Source organism: Butyrivibrio sp. AE2032 (genome assembly GCF_000702965.1).
In genome coordinates, this window is record NZ_JNLF01000003.1 from 1,320,937 (window position 1) to 1,345,794 (window position 24,858).

Here is a 24,858-nt window from a genome sequence, read left to right on the forward strand (position 1 = left end):
TACTAGATATTGTATTTTTTGCACCAAAGAGGTAGATATTTTGGATAAAGTCGAATATAAAATTCGAGCCGATGAAATAAAGGCTTTGATTGGGGAAGGCAGATTTGCCGAAGCAGTTAAGATAGCAGACACCATTGACTGGAAAAGAGTAAAGAGTATCAGTATGCTCTGTACCATCAGTGACCTGTATAAGATAAACAGACGCTATACGGAGAGTAAAGACGTTCTCCTTATGGCTTATGACAGACACCCTACAAGCCGTCCTATTGTATATTCATTATGCGAACTGGCAATCAAGATGGGCGAGTTTGTTCAGGCCGTGGAGTATTATAAGGAATTTGTAAGGATTGCTCCCAGGGATACAGGAAGATACATCCTTCAGTACAAGCTCTACGAGGCACAGGAAGTAAGCCTTGAAGAGAGAATTGCAGTTCTTGAGGAGTTTAAGAAGCACGATTACCGTGAAAGATGGGCATACGAGCTTGCCTATCTGTATCACAGGGTAGGTCTTACTACAGAGTGCATTGAAGAATGCGACGAGATGTTCCTTTGGTTTGGTGAGGGAAGATATGTTATGAAGGCTCTGGAGCTGAAGCAGCTTCACGAGCCCCTTTCACCGGAGCAGAAGGATCGTTATATCAGATATAAGCAGGAACACGGCGGAATGGTTGATCCATCCTTTGTCAATGAGAAGGATGAAGTGGGTAAGGATGAGACCAGAACTGTTGAGATCAAGCAGCCTACTAAAGAGATGCCACCGGTTACTGACGCTGACATTGCAGCCTACAATGAGGCCAGAGCAAGAGGCGAAGAGATAGAGGAAGACCTGGATGAGACCAGGGAGTTTGTTCCGGGAGAAGTTTCTTTTGCTGCTAATGAGCCTGAAGTAGCACCTGAGGCAGAAGAGGAACCTTATGAGGAAGCAGCGCAGGAAGCGCCGGTAGAAAGAGATCCTGATGAAATCGTATATCCTCATATCAGTGAGATAAAAGAGCCTTCATACGACGTTAGTTCATTCAACACAGTAAATCTTCAGGAGTCCCTGGCAGAGAGCCTTAGGGAAGCTTTGGGTGAAGATGATTCTGACACCAAGGTATTTGAGCCTGTTTCCCAGGAGGAGCCGGTTCAAAGTGGAGTACAGCCTATAACAGAGGAGATCTTTGAGGATACAGGCGAGCTGGAAGCCGAGGACGCTACAATTCAGGAAGAAGAGCATGAGGAGGTTCCGGCAGAGACCACCATTTATTCTCCTGTATCAACATCCACTGAGGATATGGCAGCTGCAGGAATGCAGGAAGTTTTCTTTGATACACAGCCCCAGATGGGCATAGACATCAAGTATGGCGGGAATGGCCCGATACTTGGTGAGGAAAAGGTAATGGAGGCTCCCTCTGAGCCCGCTATTATGGCAACAGCAGTTGATTCTGAGGAAGAGGCTGAAGAGGTCGAGGAGAAAGAGCCAAATCCTGTTATCCAGCCTTTCAAGGCATTCTCTTATGAGGAGAAGCCTTTAGAGGACGAGGTTCCGGGCGCTGTTATCCATCCAAATGCAAGTTATCAGATGCATTCACATTTTGAGAATATGCTCTCTCAGGAATCAGACGGCCAGATCAGCCTTGCTGTAGAGCCTGAGCCTGAAGTTGAGAAGCAGATAACAGGCCAGATCAGCATCGCTGAGTACCTTGACAACTGGGAACAGTTCAAGAAGAATCAGCAGCAGAAGCAGCTTGAGTCTGTTAAAAAGAGAGTTGCTGACGAGACCGGCGACATGTTTGCTGACTTTGATGTAAAGACAAGGTCTGGTCTCCAGGAGAAGATAGAGAAAGCTATTACTGACGCCATCAAGAAGGACCGTCATGAGAGATACTCAGGCAGAGGCGACTGGAGCGTTAAGAGAGAAGACGTGATAAACGCCGCCATCGATGAGGTTATCGAACAGGATGGTGCTCAGCCCAGATCTGCTGAGGAGTACCAGGAGGATGAGGCAGAAAGGTTCGGCGTCGGCGAAGAGAGCGAAGATCTTGGCGCAATGACTGCTGCAGAAGCAGGAGCAGTAACAGAGAGCCTTAAGGCAGTTGCTGAATCTCTGGCAGCAGGAGATATTACAATGAACATCACTGAGGCTGCAAGAGCCGCAGCGGAAGTTGATGCGACAGCGCCTTCTAAAGAGGCCGAAGAGGATAAGGAGCCTTCTGAGGACGCAGACCTTTCTGCAACCGCAGATCTCTCACAAGTCGCAAAGGCTGAAGAAGTAGTAGAAGCTAGCGAACTGGAGGCAGCACCTGAAGAAGCTGCTAAAGAAATTCCTTCCAAAGATGACTCAGAGGAAGACGAATCTGATGATTCCGATGAGGATGATGAGGACGAGGAAGAGGAAGAGGAAAGGGCTAAAAAGAGCGCACCGGCAAAGCCACCTGTACCTCAAAAAACTGAGCAGAATAAACCTGCCAAGAAAAAGCATATTGGAAACCGAGAGCTTGAGGAGCGCGTAAGGACCATGACTCCCGAGGAAAAAGAGCTCTTCGGACCTTATATACATCATAAGAAATCCAGAAGGCAGATCATCAATGCTATCGACAACCTTAGCATGGATCCGTTTTCAGGAAATGCCGTTGTTACCGGTGAAGAGGGGGCTGGAACTGTCAACCTGGCAAAGGGACTTATTAAGGCCATGCAGGCATCAGATTCCAACTTCAGCGGAAAGGTAGCCAAGATCACTGCCAATGTTCTTAACAAGAAGAGCACAGCAGGAATCTTTGACAAGCTTGCCAACGGCGCACTCATTATTCAGAGAGCAGCAGATCTGGATCAGGAGACAGTAAGTGAGCTACTTAAGATCCTTCAGGAAGAGAACAAGGGTCTTGTTATAGTCATGGAGGACACCAAAGAGGATATGGACAGATTCCTTGATAAGAATCCGTCCCTTAAGCAGAGCTTTAACGTTCGCGTTGATATTGAGGCTCTGGACGATGACTCCCTTGTTGCTTACGCAAGACAGTATGCTCTTGAAAAGGAATATGCCATCGATAATCTTGGAATCCTGGCGCTTCACACAAGGATCTCCGAGAGACAGACTCTTGACCACGACGTAACAGTATCTGAGGTAAAAGATATTGTTGACGACGCTATATATTACGCGGAAAAGAGAACCGTCGGACACCTGGTTGACGTTTTAGTTCGCAAAAGGTACGACGAAAATGATATGATAATACTTAGAGAAAAAGACTTTATGCATGACTAATAATTTCTTTTAGGGGGCTAAAATGAGTCAAAAGGTTTTTATTTCCGAGGATGACGAATATTTATTTGGTCAGGGAACACACTATGACATCTATGATAAGCTAGGGGCACATCCTTCAGAAGAAAATGGAAAGAAGGGTTTCTTCTTCGCAGTATGGGCACCCAATGCAGCTGATGTACATGTAGTAGGAGATTTTAACGGATGGGATGAGAATGCCCATCAGATGAAGAGATCCAAGACCGGCAATATCTGGACTATTTTTATTCCGGGAGTTGGTATTGGTGAGCTTTACAAGTATCTTATCACTGCTCAGGACGGCAGAAAGCTCTACAAGGCAGATCCTTATGCAAACTATGCTGAGCTCCGTCCGGGAAATGCATCTAAGACCACAGATCTTTCAAACTTCAAATGGTCAGATGAGAAGTGGTATGACAGCATAAAGGGAAAGGATCCCAACCGTCAGCCCATCGCTATTTATGAGTGCCACATCGGTTCCTGGATGAAACATCCGGACGGAACAGAGGATGGATTCTACACCTACAGGCAGTTTGCCGACAGGATTGTTGAGTATCTCAAGGAGATGAAGTATACCCACATCGAGCTCATTGGGATTGCTGAGCATCCTTTCGATGGCTCCTGGGGCTATCAGGTAACAGGGTATTATGCACCTACAGCAAGATATGGCGAGCCTACAGATTTCATGTACCTTGTGAACAAGCTTCATAAGGCAGGAATAGGAGTAATCCTTGACTGGGTTCCTGCTCATTTCTGTCCTGATGAGTTTGGTCTTTCCTGCTTTGACGGCACATGTATCTATGAGCATCCAGACCCAAGGAAGGGAGAACATCCTGACTGGGGAACAAAGATCTTCAATCTGGAAAAGCCAGAGGTTAAGAATTTCCTTATTGCCAATGCTCTTTACTGGATCCGTAAGTTCCATATTGATGGTCTTAGAGTGGATGCTGTTGCTTCTATGCTCTATCTTGACTATGGCAAGAAGGACGGACAGTGGGTTCCTAATAAGTATGGTGATAATAAGAACCTTGAAGCTATCGAGTTCTTCAAGCACTTCAACAGTGTGGTAAGAGGCTCATATCCTCATGTTCTCACCATTGCAGAAGAATCCACAGCCTGGCCTAAGGTTACAGCTCCTCCGGAGGATGATGGCCTTGGTTTTGCCTTCAAGTGGAACATGGGATGGATGCATGACTTCTGCGAGTACATGAAGCTTGATCCATACTTCAGGCAGGGCGCTCACTACATGATGACCTTTGCCATGAGCTATAACAGCGCAGAGAACTATATCCTTCCTCTTTCCCACGATGAGGTTGTGCACCTTAAATGCTCAATGGTGGAGAAGATGCCCGGATATAAGGTAGATAAGTATGCAAACCTCAGGGTCGGCTATACATATATGTTTGGACACTCCGGAAAGAAGCTTCTGTTTATGGGACAGGACTTTGGCCAGGAGAGAGAGTGGAGCGAGAAGAGAGAGCTGGATTGGTTCCTTCTGGAGAATGACCTCAACAAGGGAATGAAGGCCTACGTTGGAAAGCTTCTTGAGCTCTACAGAAAGTACCCGGCTCTTTATGAAGTGGATAATGACTGGGGCGGATTTGAGTGGATCAATGCCGACGATAAGGAGCGCAGTACCTACAGCTTCTACAGAAGGGCTGCCAACGGAAAAGATAACATTCTCTTCGTGCTTAACATGACACCAATGGAGAGAAAGGGCTTTAAGGTAGGTGTTCCATTTGACGGAACATATACTCATCTTTTGGATAGTGCGGATCAGAGCTTCGGCGGAAATGGAAGCAATGTTCCTGCTAAGATCAAGGCTGAAAAGGGACTTTGTGACTACAAAGACTACAGCATAACCTTTGATCTTCCACCTTATGGTGCTGAAGTATTTGTATTCCAGACACCAAAGAAGGACAGCCCAAAGAAAGAAACCGTGAAAAAAGAGACTGTGAAGAAAGAGGCTCCAAAGAAAACCGGTCTAAAGAAAAAGAAAGCATAAGCCGAAATAGAAGGTGATGAACGATATGTTCATCACCTTTTTAGTTGCATTAAATCAGATAAATGAGGCGCAGAATGAACATTAGCTTTCAGACGATTACCGGTCATAAGACCAGCCAGGATTCAATTCTTTCAGGCATGGAGGCAGAAGGAAGGATAGTGTCAGGGCCCTCAAAAAAAGATCAGTTAGAAAAGCCTTCGTATGCAATGTCACTGGACGGAAGCGGATTTACAGACAATGTATACGCAGAGCATTCAAGAAATAAAGATGATGTTGCTGCAATGGCAGAAGGCACGGATGTAAACCTGCAGCACAATTTCATGGCTCTTTTATCAAATACCATGTCAGGGGAGGACTATGCAAAGGCCCTTGAGGATGGATTTGATATCAAAAATATGAACTGCGAAGAGACGGTGAGCATTGTTGATAAGATCAAGAGTGTTCTGCTTGAAGCGGGAGTTGAGATTACCGGATTTAACGATGACTTAAGCCTTGATAAGCTAAGGAAGATCACCGGAAGCGACTCTTTTGCAACCGCTCTTCAAAAGAGTTTTAAGGAAAATGACATTCCCCTTACAACTGAAAACGTTAAATCAGCCAAGGCAGCAGTGGAGCAGGTGGAAGATATCGAAAGCCTTGAGGATGGCGCTGTTAAATTCATGGTGCAAAACGACATGGAGCCAACCATAGGAAATCTCTACCTTGCAGTCCACAGCACAAATGGGCAGAATGCATCAGGAAGGGGTTATTACGCCCAGGAAGCCGGGGGTTACTATGCTCAGAAGGCTGACAGCTACGACTGGGAGCAGCTTTTGCCGCAGATAGAGAAGGTGATAGATGAGGCTGAGCTTGATATTTCCGATGAAACAGTAAAGGACAATGCCAAGTGGATGGTGGAGCAGGGAATCCCTCTTACGCCGGACAAACTCATAAATGTAAATAAGCTTAAGTCCATAGAGCTTCCTGCAAGGGAAGAGACCCTTGTGGGTGCCACAGCAGCAGCTATCGCAGATGGTAAAAGAGCTGTGGACGGTAATTTAATCGATACCACCTCTAATATGCATAAGAACATTGAAGCCAGACTTCAGCTGGAAGAAGTAAGGCTTCAGATGACAGCAAAGGCAAATCTTCAGCTGATAGGCAGCGGCTTTTCTATTGATACAGCGCCAATAGAGGAGCTCATTGAAGGTCTTAAGAATGCTCTTTCTACTATAAGTGACGAGGCAGCAGGTGATGCAGTTGATGAGATAACTCAGATTCCTACAGCCGGGGCAGAGTATGCCATGAGACTTACTATGACAAGAGTAAGCTTCATAGCTTCAGGTCCGGTGGACGTTGTGGGACAGATGGCAGACTCTCTTGACAGAGAGAGCCTTTACAAGATAAGCGATGCTTCAGAAAAACTGACAGTTAAGTTCAAACAGGCCGGTGAAGGATATGAGAAGCTTATGACAGCTCCGAGAGCAGATCTTGGGGACAGCATAAGGAAAGCTTTCAGAAATGTGGATGAGATCCTTGAAGACCTTAATAAGGAACTTACCGATGAGAACAGAAGGGCCATCAGGATCCTGGGATATAACAGGATGGAGGTTAATGAGGAAAACTTTGAGAAGGTAAGAGCCTGGGATGTTAAATTACAGTCAACGGTGGAAAGACTTAAGCCCGGAGCAGTTCTTGATCTTATCCGCCAGGGAAAGAATCCTCTTGCCATGACTATCGAAGAGCTTTCTGAAAACCTTGATCATGACTCCGACAATGATAAACAGCAGAGCAAGGACCAGGAGAAGTATTCAAGATTTCTTTTTAAGCTGGAGCACAAGGGAGAGATCACCCAGGAGGAGAAGACCTCTTTTATTGGAATCTACAGATTGTTCCATACATTAAAGGAAACAGACTATCAGGCTATAGGATCTATCTTAAAGACAGATCAGGAAATGACCATAGGCAATCTTCTTAAGGCAACCAGAAACCAGAAGGCTTCACGGAAAGGTGTTGACGTAAAACTTGATGAGACCTTTGGCGGAGTGGACGCAGTACCTTCGGAGAGCGCAAGGATAGATGAGCAGATAAGCGCGTCCTTCAGATACTACAGGGCAAAGGCAGAGATTGTCTATGAGAATCTGGAGCCTGAAAAGCTTGTGGAAGCAGCTCCTACTGAGGCTACACTTTTACCCCAGCTTGCGGATGATCTGCAGAAAGCAGAAAAGGATCAGCAGCTAGAGAGGGATTATATACAGGAGCAGATAAAGCAGATAAGACAGATTGCTTCCCTCAAGGCAGCAGAGCCTGCAGCGGAGGAGTTAAGGAGCGTAGACGTAGCTGTTACATTCAATAATCTGGAGGCAATGATCTCCGAAAGAAGGGACAGAAGAGAAGGAAATATCTGGAACAGAACAAAGGAAATTAAGGAGACAGCTCTTTTAACAGAAAAGCTTGATGAAGATGATTATGAGGAAAACTACCTTAAGATTTTGGGAGATATTTCCGATAAATTATCTGAAGAGCTAATGACTGAAAATGATAATTACATCGACATCAGAGCCATATCTCTTTTGCAAAAACAGATTTCTGTCATGGGCAGAAGTGCAGAGAGTGGAAGCTTTGAAGTGCCGGTGGAAATAGAAGGGCAACAGCTCTCAATGCATGTGACGCTCAAGAGCGACAAAAATGCAAATTCAAGGATGGATGCCAGTGTTCAGACTTATGAGTACGGACTGGTCACCCTTAGCTTATATAAAGACGGTGACACGCTTCGAGGGATGCTTACCACCACAAATGGAAGCAATCAGGAAGAGTCTGAATATCTGGAGAATGTAAGAACCAGACTGTGTGAGAAAATATCAGAGAGAATAGAGGGCATCGGTATAGACCGGGAAAACATAGCTATCCTCTATCACACACAAAATAGCCTATCTTCGGGCATGGTTAGTGCTAGGGCCACGGATGGCCCAAAACCTGAGAAGACTGAGACAAAAACACTACTTACAATGGCAAAGGCTTTTATTGAAGCACTGTAAATAACCAGCAAAAGAAATGAGGTAGGCATGAAAGTAAATTATAATGTTTCTGCGATGATAGCAAATAACGCGCTTCAGAGAAACGACTCTCTTCTTTCGGATTCCCTTGAAAGATTATCAAGTGGTCTTAAGATCGCAAATGCCAAGGATAACCCCTCGGGACTTGCGATGTCCAGAAGAATGAATTCACAGATAGAAGGACTGGGTGTTGCAAATGACACCTCCAATGATGCGATCTCAATCGTTCAGGTGGCAGACGGAAGTCTGTCTGAGATCCATGAGGTTCTTCAGAGAATGAATGAGCTTGCAATCAAGGCCAGCAATGGAACCCTTACAGAGGATGATAGAAAAGCAATCCAGGAAGAGGTAACCCTTCTGAAGGAAGAGATCGAGAGAATGGCTAAGACCACTCAGTTTAACGGGCAGAGTATCCTTGACGGTTCCTTTGACCTCAGGGGATATGCCACCGTTGGAACAAACCCTGCAAGTGCTGTGACAAATCCAAATATTAAGGTGGTATCCTACTCAGATGTTGTGGAGGCCGGAACATATCAGATCACAGGAATTGATGTGAGCTATATAAACCTTACAGGTTCAACTGGCGTAGATAAGAAGGGAATCTTCTTTGAGAACGGAAGTGAATCTGCCATCAAGATTCAGAAGGTTACTGACTCTGGAATGGTTGACTATATGAACAATGGTCTCCAGGCTACAATAAATGAGGATGTTCTTACACTTACAGACAGTACAGGACGTAAGATCCAGATCCAGATAGATGAGTCCTTCAACGGAACAGTCAATGTTGAACTCACTGGAACAGGCGCCATGACAATGCAGGTAGGCGCCAACGAGGGACAGACACTGGATATCAGGATCTCTAAGGTTTCCCTTACAACCCTTGGACTTTATAACCTTGATCTTGCCAATGAAGTTGGAGCTTTAGAGGGAATAGAGAGCATTAAAAATGCCATTACTGAGATAAGCAGCATCAGGTCAAGACTTGGTGCATACCAGAACAGGCTTGAGCATACAGTAAGCTCACTGGATATCACTGTTGAGAATATGACAGCTGCATATTCACGTATCATGGACGTTGATATGGCGGAGGAAATGACCACCTATTCGACCCAGCAGGTTCTTTCACAGGCTGGAATCTCCATGATGGCCCAGGCAAATGAAAGACCATCCCAGGTACTTCAGCTTCTTCAGTAATTATGTAGAAAAGAGGGCAGACTATGACTTTGGAAAAGAAACAGGAATTCACCCTTAAGATATCCCAGGCAAACAAAACCCAGATGATAACTATTATCTATGAGATGGTGATGGGTTATCTGGAGGAAGCAATAGATGAGATAGGGATCGGTAAAAAAGATGCAGCCACAAGGAGCCTTTTAAATGCCCAGAACTGTATCGATGAACTTATAAGATCTCTCAACCTTGACTATGAGCTTGCAAGGAACCTTCATCAGATATACATTTTCTCCAAAAAGGAGCTTATTGCTGCAGGAGCAAGTTACAGTATCCACAGAATCTGGAGAGTGCTAAAGAACTTTAGGAGCCTCCACGAGGCATATCGAGAGCTGGAAAAGTTTGATAACAGTCAGCAGCTGATGGGTAACACCCAGCAGGTTTATGCGGGACTTACCTACGGAAAGCACAGCCTTAATGAGGATATCAGGGCGGTTTCAATGAACCGGGGACTGATGGCATAAAAATTCATAAGATAAAGTATTCAAGATGGGATTATCCAAGTGATAGTCCCATTTTTTTTATTAAGTATTTATTAAATTGAGGACAAATATAAACGTTTTAATATATTATATAATCAGGTGTAGTGTCGGAAGACAAGGCCAGTGAAGTGGTTGCAAGTGAGACATATCTTGATACGGATCTTATACAAGGGTGATGGGCTCATAGGAGGACATAATGGGCGTTGTAGAGCTGACGGAAGAAAATATTGAGCAGTTTGCGGATTACCTGACAGAAGACATTGCCGAGAACATCGGTAGAACCTTCTATAGCGGTCTTATCATTTCAGATGACCAGAATGTTCCAAAGGCCGGAATAGTCTGGGAATATAAGAACATGTTAAATGATTCTGACAAGGAAAGTAAAATAGTTTGGCTAAAGGCCGATGATGAGCAGTCCTTTATGGACCTGTTTGAAGCCTATGGCAAAGCTATAAAGCTTGAAGGAATCGTTAAGTCAAACTTTGTTCTTCCGGCTAAGACCAGTAAAGACCTTAAGATGATGCTTAAAGAAAAGGGCTTTACTGTAGACCTTATGGAAGGAGATAAGATAACGGCAAGACTGTCTGAGATGGCTAAAATCAGTGCTTTTAACAGGATCACTATTTCAGAAGCCATAATGCCCCTAAGGTCTGCCACACAGAGAGCCTTTTCCACAGCTATCAGTAAGACACTGGTTCAGGGCCACTATGGAACCTGTGAAGACCTGGCGTATCTTCCAAGGCTTTATTTTGAAAATGATGTGTCCTGCTACGCTGAAATAGACGGGCAGATAACAGGTCTTTTGCTCCTTCATAAGACACCATCCGGGAAACTGGAGCTGGTTTTAATGTTTGCCTCCGGAAAAGAGAGCGTCAGGCTTCTTCCTCAGATGATAAAACAATCACTGGAAAGTGCGTATGAGTGTTATGAGCCAGAGACTGAGATAATCATTGACCGTCATGACTATGCATCCCTGGCTCTTGGAGAAAAGCTCCTTCCAAGTGGCTTTGGAATCCCGGTTTATACAGGCTCCAGAGAAGAGACCTGATGAACGAGAAAGGGTTCTTAAGAAAATCTTAAGATATTAATTTTTACAATCGAAACCTATTAATTTTGCATAACAATTTACGATATTGCGAAGGGCGGGAGAAGGCTCTTTTCTTGAGGAAAAGAATCATATCCCGCTTATTTACTGGGTTTGAAGCTTTGGCAGCACAGAACCGAACAGAGTCGAACAAATTCTTAAGATGGAACGCGGATCCAAATTTTAAGGGGGTTTACAAAGAAAAAACGGTGTGTTAAATTCTTCATCGCGAGCTCGAAAACGCAAATGAAAGGAGTAGATTTTTATAGTCGCAATTTTAATACTGATCTTGTCCGGAGCAGTTTTTACTGATCTGTACAAGGACAAGATTTACAACGTCTGGGTAGTCCCAGGGCTTCTGATAGGCGTTACAGGGTCCCTTTTTCAGGGACCAGACAGATTTGTTGAATCCCTCACAGCAGTAGGGGCGGCATTTCTTATCCTGCTTCCGGTATACTTCTTCAAAGGTATCGCAGCAGGCGATGTAAAGCTTTTCATGTCAGCAGCATCTTTCTTATCTATGCAGGATACTCTTTCCTGTATCATGATATCTTTTTTGATCGCAGGTGCAATTTCAGTCGCGATCCTAATCCTAAAAAGAAATAAACAGAAAACGATACACTTTGCAGTGCCGGTTCTTATCAGCGCTTTGATCTGTACCCTGGGAGGAGGAATATGGGTAATGTGATACTGACTGTCTGTGACAGCAACAGGATGTACTGTGAAAGGCTGCAGGAATACTTACGGAATCACTTAAAGCTTTCCTTTGAGATCCATGCATTTACAGACACAGAAAAGCTTTTGCAGTTTTCTGAAATGGGCGAGATATCTCTTTTGGTTATCTCAGAAAGTGCCATTCGAAGACTCAAAAGAGACAACAGCTACAAACAATTTAAGAACGTGATAATACTTGATGAGGAAACAAAAGAATGGTCAGGCCAGGAGAAAGCTCTTTTCCCTGAGGGTAACCTTAAGCATATCAGCAAGTATTCTCCTGCAACTCAGATAGCCGGGGAGGTCTTAGAGCTATGTACAAGTCATACGGCTGGATTTAGCGGGCTTTCCGGAGCAGGGATCACGGGAAAATGTAATGTGATCGGGTTCTTTACGCCACTTTCAAGAAGCGGACAGACGTCTCTTTTGGTAAAGATGGGCGAGTGCCTCGCAAAAAAACATAAGACCATCATGCTGAGCTTTGAGAGCTTTTCGGCCCTACCAAGTATGTTTGAAGCAGAGGCAGAAGAGGATATAACCGATCTTCTGTACTATGCAGATTGTGAACGGGACAAGTTCTGCCTGTATCTGGAGAGGATCAGGAAAAGCCGTAATGGCCTTGATTACATCAGTCCTGCCAGAACTGCCATGCAGGTGAAGGAGATCGGGTTTGAGAAGGTCAGGGAGCTGATAAGGCTTCTTTGTCAGGAAGCCGGTTACGAGTATGTGCTTCTTGATATGAAGGAGTACCCTGACGGATTCTTTGAGATCCTGGGCCTTTGTGATGTGGTTTATACCATTACCCGAAATAATTCTGCTGACCATTACAGGCTTTCCAGGTACAACAGGGTTCTGGCAGATAACGGATACGAGGACATCATAGCAAGGACTATCAAGTTTATGATCCCGGACGTCAGGGAAGGGGCTTCCTACAACAGATATGTGGAGGCACTTCTTGCGGAGGGACAGGAGGTAATGAGTCTTGGGGCTTGATCTTGAGGAACTTCGGTCCGGGATCAGGGAGCAGGTTGTAGGCTCTTTGGACTTTTCTAAAGAGATCACAGATGAGGAGATGTACGAACTTATCGACCGGGAGATTTCCGGACGGCTCCGCCATCTGGCAGTTTCCATGGAGGATAAGAAAAGGCTTAGAAGGCAGATCTTCCACTCTATAAGAAAACTGGACGTTCTTCAGGCACTGGTAGATGATCCCACCATTACGGAGATCATGGTAAATGGCACCGACAATATCTTTTATGAAAAAGACGGTATCATTCGAAGGTCCGAGAGCCGATTTGAGTCCAGGCAAAAGCTTGAGGATGTGGTCCAGCAGATCGTATCCTCCTGCAACAGGGTGGTTAACGAAGCCTCTCCCATTGTGGATGCCAGGCTTGAAAACGGCTCACGAGTAAATGTGGTCATGAGTCCCATCGCGCTAAATAATGGGCCGGTGGTGACCATCAGGAGGTTTCCGGATAAACCCATTACCATGGAAAGGCTCATTGAGCTGGGTTCCATATCTGAATATCTCAAAAGTTATATCGAAGTTCTTGTGAAGGCTGGATATAACATCTTTATCTCCGGTGGTACCGGTTCAGGAAAAACCACCTTTCTAAATGCTCTTTCAGACTTTATTCCAAAGGATCAAAGACTAATCAGCATAGAAGACAACGCTGAGCTACAGATCAGGGGCGTGCCAAATCTAGTCAGGATGGAAGCAAGAAACGCCAACGTGGAAGGCTGCAGACCAATAAGTATCAGAGACCTGATAAAGTCATCCCTTCGAATGCGCCCTGACTGGATTGTAGTAGGAGAAGTCAGGGGTGATGAGTGTGTTGACATGTTGCAGGCCATGAACACGGGGCACATGGCCATGAGTACCGGACATGCCAACAGTGCGGAGGATATGCTTTCAAGAATTGAGACTATGGTCTTAATGGGCATGGAGATACCACTTCCTGCTATTCGTGGACAGATTGCTTCTGGGATCGACATAGTCATACACCTTGGAAGGCTCAGGGACAGGACCAGGAAAGTCCTTGAAATATGTGAGCTGGAAAAAGAGCTTGACCCTGTCTCCGGGAAAATACAGGTAAATACACTGTTTCGATTTATGGAGGAGGGGGTTGAGGGAGAAAAAATAGTTGGAAAATGGAGGAAAGTTGGTGAGCTTAAAGCTACTGAAAAACTTATGGCAGCAGGTCTTAGACTTCCGACCGAGCCTTCGTGACTGGCCAATATTTGCCCAGGGAGCACTTATAGCTCTTTTGTTCGGAAGGCTCTTTTATGATTCCTGGATAGCAGTCTTAATCCTGATGCCGGTTGTAGTCCCCTGGTTTTTGTATCAGAAGAAACGCCAGGTTGAGAGGAATACAAGACTCATTGGAATCCAGTTCCGGGATGCAATTGCTTCGGCCCTTACCAGCATGAAGGCCGGGTATTCCGTTGAGAATGCCTTTATGGAAGCGGGAAAAGACATGGAGCTTTTGTATGGAAAAAAGTCACTTATATCAGAAGAATTGTCGGGGATCAGAAAAGGAATAAAGAACAATGTGCCCATTGAAAAGCTTATCTTCAAGATGGGGAGGGAAACAGGGAACACGGACATCCAGGATTTTGCGGAGGTCTTCGCAGTGGCAAAAAGAAGCGGTGGAAATATGACGGACATAATTGGAAAGACCATCACTGTCATCTCCCAGAAAATGGACGTGGAAAAAGAAATTGACGTGCTGATAAGCGCAAAAAGAATGGAAGCAAGGATCATGAATATGGTTCCCTTCTTCATTATCTTTTATATAAACCTTACCAGCCCCGGTTTTTTCGAGCCCCTGTACCACAACGTTTTTGGGGTGATACTGATGACACTTTGTATGGGATTCTATGGCTTTGCATATCTTTTATCAGAAAGGATCGTGAATATTTATGTCTAAAATGATCTTTGTTTATCTGATCTTCCCCGCAGCTCTTATAGCTCTTTTCCTGCTGTCGAAGGACCTGGAAATTCCAGAGACCATGGAGGAGACAGGGATAAGTCGCGTATTTCTTAAAATGTCTCTTTTCATATACCAGAAGGTAAGGGGCAGGATAAAGAGCTTTTCAGGGGAAAAGATACGTCAGAGCCTTGCGACGCTTCAGCAGAGAAAGGACCTGGACACTGCGGAAACAGAGTACTTCATAAGGAAGATAAGCATTGTACTTATCATGGCAACGGCAGGAAGCTTTCTTTCCATAATGATGTGCCTAGGCGCTGGAAAAAGCAGTCATATCACTAATGAAGGTGCCATAGAAAGAGGCGAGTTTGGGGACAGGGAGTTTGAACTGGAGCTGGTGGCAGCAGATGAAACGGGAAAAGAACTTTTGGACTACACCCTCCCTGTCAGGACCAGGGCATATACAAAGGAAGAGGCAGAAGATTTATTTGAAAAAGCCGGTCCTGTATTAGAGAAAATAGTCCTAAAGGATAATGAAAGCTTTGACCGGGTGACGACAGACCTTGATCTTGTGGAGACCATCCCTGAATATCCCTTTACCATCAGTTGGAAAATGGACAACTACGAGATTGTGCACCTTGATGGGGCACTCAATGAGGATAGCATTCCAAAAGAAGGTACAGCTGTGACTTTGACGGCCATATACAGCTATGAGGAGATGAAGTGGCAGCAGGAGTTTGTGGCAAATATACTTCCGAGAGTTCTTTCGCCGGCGGAGAGGGCCTTTAAGGAAATAAAAAAATTGCTTCTTCAGGCTGACCAGGACTCTTTGACCGAAGGGGAGCTTGTGCTTCCGAAGGAGTACGAGGGAAGGAAGCTTTTCTGGTCAGAGCGGAAAGAGGACAACAGTCTGATGCTGCTTCTCTTGACCCTTATCGGAGGGGCAGCGTCCTACGTAATGAAGGACAAGGAACTGAAGAAGGCCATGGAGCAGCGATATTCCCAGATGCTTTCGGACTATCCTCAGTTTGTTTCCCAGCTGGTCCTGTATATGGGCGCCGGGATGACCATGAGAAATATTCTTATAAAACTCTCGGCCAATTATGACAGGAAGAAAAAGGCAGGAGATGAAAAAAGGTACCTTTACGAGGAGGTGCAAAGAGCCAGCAGAGAGCTTTCTGCCGGTGAATCCGAGGCGGATGTGTATGTGAGGCTTGGACTAAGGTGTGGAGGGCAGCAGTATACGAGACTAGTGACGCTTCTTTCTCAAAACCTTAGGAAGGGCAACAGTGAGCTCCTTTCGCTTTTGCAGGAGGAATCAAAAAAGGCCTTTGAGGAAAGAATGGATAAGGCCAGAAAAGCAGGGGAGGAAGCGGGAACAAAGCTTCTCCTTCCCATGATAATCATGCTGGTGATCGTAATGGTAGTCATCATGATACCGGCATATATGGCATTTTAACAACTAATAAAAACAAAAACGGAGGAAAAATAATGATCAACGAAATCAAAAGTATTGGAAGAAAGATTGGAAGCGGAGTAAAGAAGTTCTGGAATGATGAGTCGGGTATGGGAACCGTGGAGGTCATCCTTATCATCGTTGTGCTCATTGGGCTGGTAATCGTGTTTAAGGAGCAGATCTCAGGAATTGTTGAAGATATATTCAAGACAATCAGGCAGGAAACCCGTGCAGTCACAAACTAAGGGATATCTGACAGTCTTTCTGTCTATGTCCATAATGATAATCCTTTCTCTTATCCTGGTCCTGTTTCAGGGGGCCAGGATAGGAGCAGTAAAACTTAAGACCGAGTGTGTGGCGGACATTTCCATGAACTCGATCCTGGCTGAGTACAGCAGGGCGCTTTATGAACAATACGGACTTCTTATGGTGGACACCTCCTACGGGACGGGAAACCACTCTATCACCAATACTGAGGAGCACCTTAGATACTATGTGCAAAAGAACTTTGAAAGGAGTACCTATGGGAAACTATCGAATTCCCAGACTATCATGGGGGCTTTCTGCAAAGATGCACATATTACCGGTAGCTCTTTTGCCCTGGATAATGATGGGGCCGTGCTGAACCGGCAGATACTGGCCTACATGGGAGCAGAGCCGGTGGAAGGCCTCCTTACTGACGTGGAGGAAAACACAAGGGCCATTTCGGAGGGCGGTCTTGATACTACGGATGTGGAGGAAATGGCCAGGGAAAATCAGGAGCAGATTGACTCTGTGGAACTTCCAACCATCATTAACGACGAAGGGGAGGAAGAAGAGCTTACCCTGGGAAATCCTGCGGATGTGGTTAATTCACAAAAGGGGATAGGGGCCTTAAATCTGGCAATTCCAGACAGGTCAGGCGTGTCCAAAGCTGCTGTAAATCTTTCAGAATACGCATCACACCGAAAGCTTAACAAGGGCACAGGACTAAGTGACACAGAAGATATCTCTTTTACGGAAAAGCTGCTTTTGGAGCAATACTACTATGAGAAATGCTCGAGATACGGTGCTGAACTTGAGAAATCTCTTTTGAAATATCAGCTGGAGTATCTGGTATACGGGAAGGATAGCGACTGGGGAAATCTGGAGAAGATGGCAGAAAACCTGCTTTTTATCAGGGAAGCCTCGAATATGATGTATCTTTTTGGCTGCCAGGAGAAGGTGAATGAGGCGGAACTGGTGGCAGCAGCTCTTTCTGCAATCCTGTTTGTTCCTGAACTTAAGGACCCGGTGAAGTATTCAATTTTGTTTGCCTGGACCTTTGCAGAATCAATTTCAGATCTGAACATTCTCTTTTCAGGCGGAAGGGTTCCCCTGTTTAAGAGCGACTCTACCTGGAGGTTGGGACTTTTTGAAATGCTAAATTTCAGATCTTTTCTTGGTGGAGGCGACCTTGGAGAAGGACTGAGGTACGAGGACTATCTAAGGACAAGGCTCTTTCTTACGGACCTTCAGACCAAGACCATGCGCCTTGCAGATATCATCGAAATGGACGTCAGGAAAACTGCGGGAAATGCCAGGTTTATGCTGGACCATTGCCTTGATACTTTTTGCGGAGAGATAACTGTCGGAACCAGATACGGGTACGAAGCACGGATAGAAAGGATCTATGGATATGAGGAGTAATAAAAAGGCTTTTATGGCTTCCATGACAGTGGAGGCCTCCATAGCCCTTCCGCTTTTCATCTTTTTCTTTGTGAATATCATGGTGGTCTTCAATATCGTGAAGGTCCAGTCGGACATGGAAGCAGCTCTTCACCAGACTGGGAGTGAGATGTCCCTTATGGCCTTTGACTTACGGTTTGGAGAGGGACTTCTTGGGGACTATGATGGCTCCGGACTAGACATGGTCGCTGGGGCAGGAGGAATCCTTTATGCCAAAGAAATGGTACGGGATTATCTGGGAAAGGGCCTTGAGGGAAGCTGCGTAAAGAATGGGTTTGACGGAATCAGTTTTATCAATTCAAGGGTGCTTCTTGGAAATGACTACATAGACCTGGTAATGGACTATGACGTTAAGCCCATGATCCCCATTGCGGGCTTCAAGGAATTTCCAGTGGAAGCAAGATTTTTTGGCCACGCCTGGACGGGATACGACATTGAGACCGGTTTCGGGACTTTGGAAAATGAGGAGGAAATGGTGTACGTAACAGAGCACGGAGAGGTATATCACAAAAGTATAGATTGTGAACATCTGCACCTGAAAGCCAAAAGTGTTGATATCAGTGAGCTTAAGAAGGTCCGCAATAAAGACAGGAAGATCTATTACCCCTGCGAGTACTGCGGAGAAAACATAGGCGCAGGAAGTGTTTTTATAACAAGCTATGGAGAGAGGTACCACAGCACATTAAGCTGCCCGGGGCTGAAAAGAAAGATCTACACCATTCCCATTTCCCAGGTGGGAGGCAAAAGACCTTGTAGTACCTGCGGACAATAAATATAGAAGAAAGGTTACAGAAATGACTATTGATATATGCGTTTTGATACTGATGCTGACAGGCTCCATGGTGGACATAAGAAAACAGGAGGTTCCCATCTGGGCCCTTGGAGCGGGGATTATAATTTCAGGAGCAAGGATCGCAATTGACTCAGTTACCGGCTCTTTTGACCCGGTAGGCATCGCCCTTTCCCTTATTCCCGGAGCAGCATTTCTTATTTTAGCCCTGGTAACCCGTCAGGGAGTTGGCTACGGTGATGGTCTTATGCTGCTTTGTATTGGTCCGGCTTTTGGCCTTTACAGATTGGCGCTTGGACTTTTCATATCCCTTTTCATCTGCAGTTTGTTTTCGGGAATACTTCTTTTAATGAAAAGAGCTAAGGGCGGAACGAGGATTCCTTACATTCCCTTTCTTACTATTGGAATGGGGGCGATGATCTTTGCGCAGGTTTAAAGGCTATATGACTCTGGAAGCATCCCTTATCATTCCCATGGTGATATGCGTATTTGCGCTGCTGATCTATTTTTCTTTCTATTTATATGGAAGATGCACACTCTCCCAGGATGCCTATGTACTGGCATTTAGGGCAAGCGTGGAAAAATCTAAGGAGTGGAAGGATGACCCGGCTGGGTATGTGGATCAGAAAGCTGCAAAACAGGCAGGAAGCAAATACTTTGGTAGCTCTTTTCCCAGATTTGATACAAGCACCCAGGGAAAAGAGATCCGGGTAAAGGGACGGAGTAAGGCCAGGCACGCTGCCATGGGAAGATACTTTCTTAAGCCCCGTGGCAGCTGGGAGTACGAGGCAGAAGGGATAGCTAAAAGACGGAATTATCCGGGCCATATTCGAATGGCCACCAGACTTAAGGATTTAGGAAAAGAGATTTTGAATTTAGGAGAATAGTGATGGAATATAAATATTACAGAGAGCTTAAACATAATTATCTTATTTTTGAGGAACCGGAAAGTGATGAATGCCCGGACAGATATCAGTACAAGATCGCAGAAAGCGGTCGGATCAAAAATCTTGTTCCCTGCACAGAGCGAAATATCAATGGCGACAAGTACTTATATTATGAGATTGGATCCATGCAGACTCTTCGGGACAGATTTGCTGTAAGCAAAATGGATCACAAACAGCTTAGAAGCCTTCTTATGAGTGTAAAAGAGCTGCTTGAAAATCTTTCAGAGTTTCTGATGGGTGAAGATGGACTGGTTTTTAATGGTAGGGATATCTATACGGATCTTTCTACGGGAGAATACAGGTTTATCTTCTGTCCTTTCTATGATGAGCAAAAGAGCTTTTCCGATTTTTCCATGGAACTCCTTGAGCTGGTGGATGAGACTGATGCTGCAGCAACAGAGATGGTATATAAGCTTTGCGAACTAAGCTCCGCACAGGAAGGTTTTATATATCAGGCTATAGAGAAGGTTCTTGAGGACTGTGAAGCTGATGAAAATGAGAACCATGATCAAATAGTTACTTTGACCGGGCTGGATAGTGGCTTTGATGGTGGAGAACAGGGTGGTTTTGAGGCTGGATTTGCTGATGAAGATGGCGAAGAAGTTTTTGAGCAGAAGCCAAAGAAAAACAGCAGGATCAAAAGGGCAAATAAAAGACTTGGAGGAAAGCTGCAGCTTCTTTTTGCGCTAATGTTCTCCTGCATTCTGGGAGCGATGGTTTATATAAGGATGAACTACACCCTTACAAGTCAGGAAAACATGCTTTCAATCCTGGTGATGCTGGTTTCAGCAGTTACAGGAGGGGTGTCCCTGGCAGGGGGCTTTAAGGAAATGAATAGGGCAAAGGTCATGGAACAGGAGGATGAGAAAATGGATGTTTCAGAGGACTATGAGGATGAAGACTATTCTTTCAGTGATCCTTCCTGGGAGTACCCATCTGAAGATGAGGGACAAAGCTTTAAGGAGCAGATTCGGGTAAGTGGTCCTTTGTACCCCCGAAAGACAGAATTTGAGTGCGACGAAACAGTGGTTCTTGATGAGGAGTATGGCAATGAGATGGCTCTTTTCAGCAGGAATCTCGACAGGACAGTCAGGATAGCTCTGGGGGCACCATCATTGACAGTCGGAAAGATGGAGGGGTGCGTTGACAAAGTAGTCAATGATAAGAGCATTTCCAGGATTCACTGTAGATTTATTGAGGAAGCAGGAAGGATCGCAGTTCTTGATCTCGGAAGCACAAACGGAACTTTCAGGAATGGAATAAGATTAAAGCCCAGGGAAAAGACTTTTCTGGAAAAAGGTGATGAGATCAGAATGGGCAGAGTATGTTTTGATTGCAGATAAATAGGCGAGTTTATGGTATAATATGGGTTATCAATGTGGAGGGGCGCTCATGAAGATCAATATCTATTATGGCGGACGGGGGATTATCGACGATCCGACTCTTTTCGTAATCTCACAGATAACTACAGTTTTACAGGAATTAAACGTTAAGGTTCAGCAGTATAACCTTTACGAGCAGCGAAATGGTATCACTGCGCTTCCTAATACTTTAAAGGATGCAGACGGTATCATTCTTGCTTCCACGGTGGAGTGGTTTGGTATTGGTGGTTATATGATGCAGTTCCTTGATGCCTGCTGGCTTTATGGCGATAAGGATCGCATCAAGGAAATATACATGGCGCCGGTTGTTATGTCTACAACCCATGGTGAGAGGGAAGGCATGATGAGCCTTGCTGCTGCATGGGAGATGCTTGGGGGACTGCCCTGTGATGGTATGTGTGGATATATCGCAGATACCACTAAGCTCGAAAACAGCGCTGAATACGCCAAGATAATCGACAAAAAGACAGAGAATATCTACAGGACCATCAACCAGAAGATGCCTGTTTTTCCGGCCAGCAATCAGGCGGTCATAAACAAGGTGGGTGTTGCCAACAGCATAGATCTGACACCACAGGAGTCTGAGCAGTTATCGGAATATGCTTCTGATGACAAGTATGTTCGCAAGCAGAAGGAGGACCTTCAGGAGCTTGCCAGCATCTTCAGGGATAAGATGGGTCAGGAGGAGAGTTCCGGCAGTTCAGAGGAATATGTTAAGACCCTGAAAAAGAAATTCACCCCTGTAGCAGGAGTATCTGCAAAGTATAAGATCTCTTTTTCTGATAATGCGAAGCTAAGGCCCATCATAATTGATGTGGATAACAGTAAATGTGATTGCAGAATGGGCGATGAAGAAGGCTGTGATGTTTCGTTGACGGCTGATCAGCGTACATTTGAAGACATATTGGGTGGACGAATGACCTTCCAGAGGGCTTTTATGGCTGGAAGTATAAAGCTTAAGGGAGACTTTAAGCTCCTTAGGAGTATGGACCAGCTTTTTGACCTTATGACAGAGTAAGTGGAGACAGGGCGGATGCAGGATAATGGCTCATCTGATGAGGAATTATTGCGTAATCATTCCCGTATATATAAGCATGCATATATCAGTATGTGTTTGCTTGCGATCAACGTGATCGTTTTTGTGCTTTCTGGAACTATCTTGAAGCAAATCTATGAAGACGGAGCCATGGTAACAGAGCTCGTCATAAAGCGAGGAGAGTTCCACAGGCTTTTTACGGCCATTTTTATCCATGCGGATGTGAATCATCTGATGAATAATATGATCATGCTCTTTTTAGTAGGTGCTGTAGTCGAAGAGTACACAGGACACTTTTTCTATTTTTTCTTATATATGTTGTCTGGAATCTTTGGCAACATCATATCCATGGGACACGAAGTTCATTTCAATCTAAAGTATATCAGTGTTGGTGCAAGTGGCTCCATTATGGGAATTGTGGGCTTTGTGATCATGTGGATCATTATAAATTGGAAGTCCTTTGTCAAAAGCAGAAATGTAATTATCAGACTTGGGATTTTGGCGGTGTTTATATTAGAGGCAGTAACTTTTCAAAAAGGAGCTAATACAACGGCGCATTTCGGAGGCTTGCTGACCGGAATGGTAATGGGATTTATCAATATAGTAATTCTAAAAAACAAAAAGAAGATGGAGGGACTGGCGTAATGGATAATTGTATTTTCTGCAAGATCGCAAAGGGAGAGATCCCATCAAACACTATTTATGAAGATGATTCCTTTAGGGTAATCCTTGATAATGGCCCGGCAACAAAGGGGCATGCACTTGTGCTTCCCAAGGAACACTATGCAGATCTTTTTGAGATTCCCGAGGATGTTGTGGCCGGAGCTGTAAAAGTGGCTAAGAAGGTTGCTTCCAATATGAAGGAAAAGCTCTCCTGCGATGGACTTAACCTTGTCCAGAACAATGGAGAGGCAGCAGGACAGACAGTAATGCATTTCCATTTGCATATTATTCCAAGATATGAAAATGATGGTCAGCACATTTTGTGGAAGCCTACAAGCCCTTCAGCAGAGGAGCTTACAGCTGTTAAAGATACCATACTTGGAGCCTGAGCAGGAGAAGTTATGCGGGAAATAGATGTTTCAGAAGTAACCAGGGCAGTAAAAAATCTTTGTATAGATGCAAACCATGAGCTTTCCGGTGATATGGTAAATGCTCTAAAGGATGCACAGAGCAAAGAGGAATCTCCTTTAGGGAAACAGATCTTTGAGCAGCTAAGCGAGAACCTTGATATAGCAAGAAATGACAGGATACCTATCTGCCAGGACACAGGAATGGCTGTGTTCTTTATTAAGGTTGGCCAGGATGTCCACTTTGTTGGCGGCGATCTGACCGGGGCTATAAATGAAGGCGTAAGGCAGGGTTACACTGAGGGTTTCCTTAGGAAGTCAGTTGTATCTGATCCGCTTATTCGAGAAAATACCAAAGATAATACTCCTGCCGTGATCCACTATGACATCGTTCCGGGAGACAAAGTCCAAATAACCTGTGCACCCAAAGGCTTTGGCAGTGAGAACATGAGCAGAGTCTTCATGCTCAAGCCTGCCGACGGCGAAGAGGGTGTAAAAGAAGCAATCCTTCAGGCGGTAAAAGATGCAGGTCCTAATGCCTGTCCACCAATGGTTGTAGGAGTGGGCATTGGTGGAACTTTTGAAAAGTGTGCCCAGATGGCAAAAGAAGCGCTTACCAGAAGTACAGGGATCAGCTCCCCAATTCCTCACATAGCAGATATGGAAAAAGAGGTGCTTGAAAAGATCAACAAGCTTGGAATCGGACCAGCCGGACTTGGCGGGAGGATCACAGCTTTGGCGGTTAATATCAACACCTATGCTACACATATAGCCGGACTTCCTGTTGCTATAAATATTTGCTGCCACGTAAACAGGCATGCCAGCGTAACTCTATAAACAGGATTCTTCTATATATAGTAGAAGTACAACACAAAGGATACAAAATGAACGTAGAGATAAATGCGCCTATTGATAAAAAAGCACTATCAGAATTAAATGCCGGGGACATGGTCTTTATTTCTGGGACCATTTATACAGCAAGGGATGCTGCCCACAAGCGGATGGCCCAGGCTCTTGCTTCCGGCGAGGAGCTTCCAATTGATGTAAAAGATAATCTCATATATTATATGGGACCATCTCCGGCCAGAGAAGGAAGGCCCATCGGATCGGCAGGCCCAACAACAGCAAGTCGTATGGACAAGTATGCTCCTGCGCTTTTAGATCTTGGCCTTGGTGGAATGATAGGCAAGGGTAAAAGAAATAAGGACGTAATAGACGCTATGATAAGAAATGGGGCTGTTTACTTCGCTGCAATTGGGGGCGCTGGAGCACTTCTGTCAAAGGCAATAGTTGAATCGGAAGTCATTGCCTATGATGATCTGGGTACAGAGGCCATAAGGAAACTTAAGGTGGAACGCTTCCCTGCTATAGTGGTCATCGATGCAAGAGGGAACAATCTTTACGAGACGGCAATTTTGGAATATAAGGCAGAATAAGGCTTTTCGGAGCTTTTGCTGCAAGTTTTTCAGCAGAGCGTTGACAAAGCGCCTTCTAGTTTGTATAATAACATTTGCGCTTGTTGATTGAGCGCGTATCGCTTTAACCAAACATTGGTAGAGGGATTCAGGCATGGAGAAATACTCAAGTGGCTGAAGAGGCGCCCCTGCTAAGGGTGTAGACCGTTTACGCGGTGCGCGGGTTCAAATCCCGCTTTCTCCGTTTAGCAAATGGCTCCCAGGACTAAGATCCTGGGAGCTTCTTTTTTGCCCTTCGATGGGTGGTGGGAAATCAACC

The 24,858-nt window shown here is 45.0% G+C and carries 22 protein-coding genes and 1 tRNA gene; all 23 read left to right on the forward strand.

Annotated elements, in window-relative coordinates; genetic code table 11:
- Nucleotides 1–40: 40 nt before the first annotated feature.
- A complete protein-coding gene (locus tag BO18_RS07910; protein WP_034445177.1) occupies nucleotides 41–3,241 on the forward strand; it encodes a hypothetical protein in 3,201 nt (1,066 codons plus the stop codon).
- A 22-nt stretch (nucleotides 3,242–3,263) separates the two neighbouring features.
- Complete coding sequence (gene glgB, locus BO18_RS07915) at nucleotides 3,264–5,261, forward strand: 1,4-alpha-glucan branching protein GlgB (protein WP_242856532.1); 1,998 nt, start codon at nucleotides 3,264–3,266, stop codon at nucleotides 5,259–5,261.
- A gap of 74 nt (nucleotides 5,262–5,335) precedes the next feature.
- Entirely contained in the window at nucleotides 5,336–8,278 is a 2,943-nt protein-coding gene (locus tag BO18_RS07920; RefSeq protein WP_034445180.1) for a DUF6240 domain-containing protein, read from the forward strand.
- Between the two features lie 27 nt (nucleotides 8,279–8,305).
- Nucleotides 8,306–9,490, forward strand: coding sequence for a flagellin N-terminal helical domain-containing protein (locus BO18_RS07925; protein ID WP_034445183.1), 1,185 nt, complete (start codon nucleotides 8,306–8,308; stop codon nucleotides 9,488–9,490).
- A 23-nt stretch (nucleotides 9,491–9,513) separates the two neighbouring features.
- Nucleotides 9,514–9,990: a flagellar export chaperone FliS gene (locus tag BO18_RS07930; RefSeq protein WP_034445185.1), complete on the forward strand. Its 477-nt coding sequence runs from the start codon at nucleotides 9,514–9,516 to the stop codon at nucleotides 9,988–9,990.
- A 214-nt stretch (nucleotides 9,991–10,204) separates the two neighbouring features.
- Complete coding sequence (locus BO18_RS07935) at nucleotides 10,205–11,056, forward strand: hypothetical protein (protein ID WP_034445188.1); 852 nt, start codon at nucleotides 10,205–10,207, stop codon at nucleotides 11,054–11,056.
- A 325-nt stretch (nucleotides 11,057–11,381) separates the two neighbouring features.
- Nucleotides 11,382–11,780, forward strand: a complete 399-nt coding sequence (locus BO18_RS36610; RefSeq protein ID WP_051688571.1) for an A24 family peptidase — start codon at nucleotides 11,382–11,384, stop codon at nucleotides 11,778–11,780.
- Nucleotides 11,768–12,799, forward strand: a complete 1,032-nt coding sequence (locus BO18_RS07945; protein ID WP_034445191.1) for a hypothetical protein — start codon at nucleotides 11,768–11,770, stop codon at nucleotides 12,797–12,799. The genes BO18_RS36610 and BO18_RS07945 overlap by 13 nt, the downstream gene beginning before the upstream one ends.
- A 79-nt stretch (nucleotides 12,800–12,878) precedes the next feature.
- Nucleotides 12,879–14,036 (forward strand): ATPase, T2SS/T4P/T4SS family, encoded by a 1,158-nt coding sequence (locus BO18_RS07950; RefSeq protein ID WP_081861043.1) that lies wholly within the window; start codon nucleotides 12,879–12,881, stop codon nucleotides 14,034–14,036.
- Nucleotides 13,972–14,736, forward strand: a complete 765-nt coding sequence (locus BO18_RS07955) for a type II secretion system F family protein (RefSeq protein WP_185752375.1) — start codon at nucleotides 13,972–13,974, stop codon at nucleotides 14,734–14,736. Before BO18_RS07950 ends, BO18_RS07955 begins: the two co-directional genes overlap by 65 nt.
- Nucleotides 14,729–16,195, forward strand: coding sequence for a type II secretion system F family protein (locus BO18_RS07960; RefSeq protein ID WP_081860955.1), 1,467 nt, complete (start codon nucleotides 14,729–14,731; stop codon nucleotides 16,193–16,195). Before BO18_RS07955 ends, BO18_RS07960 begins: the two co-directional genes overlap by 8 nt.
- Before the next feature lie 32 nt (nucleotides 16,196–16,227).
- Nucleotides 16,228–16,437: a Flp1 family type IVb pilin gene (locus tag BO18_RS07965; protein WP_034445198.1), complete on the forward strand. Its 210-nt coding sequence runs from the start codon at nucleotides 16,228–16,230 to the stop codon at nucleotides 16,435–16,437.
- On the forward strand, nucleotides 16,421–17,860 hold the full coding sequence (locus BO18_RS07970) for a DUF5702 domain-containing protein (RefSeq protein WP_185752376.1): 1,440 nt from the start codon (nucleotides 16,421–16,423) through the stop codon (nucleotides 17,858–17,860). The genes BO18_RS07965 and BO18_RS07970 overlap by 17 nt, the downstream gene beginning before the upstream one ends.
- Nucleotides 17,850–18,671, forward strand: a complete 822-nt coding sequence (locus BO18_RS32535) for a hypothetical protein (RefSeq protein WP_185752377.1) — start codon at nucleotides 17,850–17,852, stop codon at nucleotides 18,669–18,671. The genes BO18_RS07970 and BO18_RS32535 overlap by 11 nt, the downstream gene beginning before the upstream one ends.
- Before the next feature lie 22 nt (nucleotides 18,672–18,693).
- Nucleotides 18,694–19,125 carry a prepilin peptidase gene (locus BO18_RS32540; RefSeq protein ID WP_051688574.1) on the forward strand — a complete coding sequence of 144 codons (432 nt, stop codon included), beginning with the start codon at nucleotides 18,694–18,696 and terminating at the stop codon, nucleotides 19,123–19,125.
- Nucleotides 19,112–19,576: a pilus assembly protein gene (locus BO18_RS07985; protein ID WP_034445203.1), complete on the forward strand. Its 465-nt coding sequence runs from the start codon at nucleotides 19,112–19,114 to the stop codon at nucleotides 19,574–19,576. Before BO18_RS32540 ends, BO18_RS07985 begins: the two co-directional genes overlap by 14 nt.
- A gap of 2 nt (nucleotides 19,577–19,578) precedes the next feature.
- Nucleotides 19,579–20,979: a DUF6382 domain-containing protein gene (locus tag BO18_RS07990; protein ID WP_034445205.1), complete on the forward strand. Its 1,401-nt coding sequence runs from the start codon at nucleotides 19,579–19,581 to the stop codon at nucleotides 20,977–20,979.
- A 49-nt stretch (nucleotides 20,980–21,028) separates the two neighbouring features.
- The gene (locus BO18_RS07995) at nucleotides 21,029–22,036 is read left to right on the forward strand and encodes an SCP2 sterol-binding domain-containing protein (RefSeq protein ID WP_034445207.1); all 1,008 of its coding nucleotides are present in this window, start codon (nucleotides 21,029–21,031) and stop codon (nucleotides 22,034–22,036) included.
- Between the two features lie 15 nt (nucleotides 22,037–22,051).
- The gene (locus BO18_RS08000) at nucleotides 22,052–22,699 is read left to right on the forward strand and encodes a rhomboid family intramembrane serine protease (protein WP_034445209.1); all 648 of its coding nucleotides are present in this window, start codon (nucleotides 22,052–22,054) and stop codon (nucleotides 22,697–22,699) included.
- Entirely contained in the window at nucleotides 22,699–23,106 is a 408-nt protein-coding gene (locus tag BO18_RS08005) for an HIT family protein (RefSeq protein ID WP_034445212.1), read from the forward strand. Before BO18_RS08000 ends, BO18_RS08005 begins: the two co-directional genes overlap by 1 nt.
- A gap of 12 nt (nucleotides 23,107–23,118) precedes the next feature.
- Entirely contained in the window at nucleotides 23,119–23,961 is an 843-nt protein-coding gene (locus BO18_RS08010) for a fumarate hydratase (RefSeq protein WP_034445215.1), read from the forward strand.
- A gap of 17 nt (nucleotides 23,962–23,978) precedes the next feature.
- Nucleotides 23,979–24,560 carry a Fe-S-containing hydro-lyase gene (locus BO18_RS08015; RefSeq protein WP_255350950.1) on the forward strand — a complete coding sequence of 194 codons (582 nt, stop codon included), beginning with the start codon at nucleotides 23,979–23,981 and terminating at the stop codon, nucleotides 24,558–24,560.
- A gap of 135 nt (nucleotides 24,561–24,695) precedes the next feature.
- Nucleotides 24,696–24,783, forward strand: a tRNA-Ser gene (locus BO18_RS08020).
- The last annotated feature ends 75 nt before the right edge of the window (nucleotides 24,784–24,858 follow it).

Bases quoted from the DNA above. Each gene is read 5' to 3' on its own strand.
- BO18_RS32540 (WP_051688574.1), top strand. From the start codon at position 18,694: ATGACTATTGATATATGCGTTTTGATACTGATGCTGACAGGCTCCATG.
- BO18_RS07990 (WP_034445205.1), top strand. From the start codon at position 19,579: ATGGAATATAAATATTACAGAGAGCTTAAACATAATTATCTTATTTTT.
- BO18_RS07995 (WP_034445207.1), top strand. From the start codon at position 21,029: ATGAAGATCAATATCTATTATGGCGGACGGGGGATTATCGACGATCCG.
- BO18_RS07925 (WP_034445183.1), top strand. From the start codon at position 8,306: ATGAAAGTAAATTATAATGTTTCTGCGATGATAGCAAATAACGCGCTT.
- BO18_RS07950 (WP_081861043.1), top strand. From the start codon at position 12,879: ATGTACGAACTTATCGACCGGGAGATTTCCGGACGGCTCCGCCATCTG.
- BO18_RS08000 (WP_034445209.1), top strand. From the start codon at position 22,052: ATGCAGGATAATGGCTCATCTGATGAGGAATTATTGCGTAATCATTCC.
- BO18_RS07960 (WP_081860955.1), top strand. From the start codon at position 14,729: ATGTCTAAAATGATCTTTGTTTATCTGATCTTCCCCGCAGCTCTTATA.
- BO18_RS08010 (WP_034445215.1), top strand. From the start codon at position 23,119: ATGCGGGAAATAGATGTTTCAGAAGTAACCAGGGCAGTAAAAAATCTT.
- BO18_RS07935 (WP_034445188.1), top strand. From the start codon at position 10,205: ATGGGCGTTGTAGAGCTGACGGAAGAAAATATTGAGCAGTTTGCGGAT.
- BO18_RS08005 (WP_034445212.1), top strand. From the start codon at position 22,699: ATGGATAATTGTATTTTCTGCAAGATCGCAAAGGGAGAGATCCCATCA.
- BO18_RS07920 (WP_034445180.1), top strand. From the start codon at position 5,336: ATGAACATTAGCTTTCAGACGATTACCGGTCATAAGACCAGCCAGGAT.
- BO18_RS07965 (WP_034445198.1), top strand. From the start codon at position 16,228: ATGATCAACGAAATCAAAAGTATTGGAAGAAAGATTGGAAGCGGAGTA.
- glgB (WP_242856532.1), top strand. From the start codon at position 3,264: ATGAGTCAAAAGGTTTTTATTTCCGAGGATGACGAATATTTATTTGGT.
- BO18_RS07945 (WP_034445191.1), top strand. From the start codon at position 11,768: ATGGGTAATGTGATACTGACTGTCTGTGACAGCAACAGGATGTACTGT.
- BO18_RS32535 (WP_185752377.1), top strand. From the start codon at position 17,850: ATGAGGAGTAATAAAAAGGCTTTTATGGCTTCCATGACAGTGGAGGCC.
- BO18_RS07930 (WP_034445185.1), top strand. From the start codon at position 9,514: ATGACTTTGGAAAAGAAACAGGAATTCACCCTTAAGATATCCCAGGCA.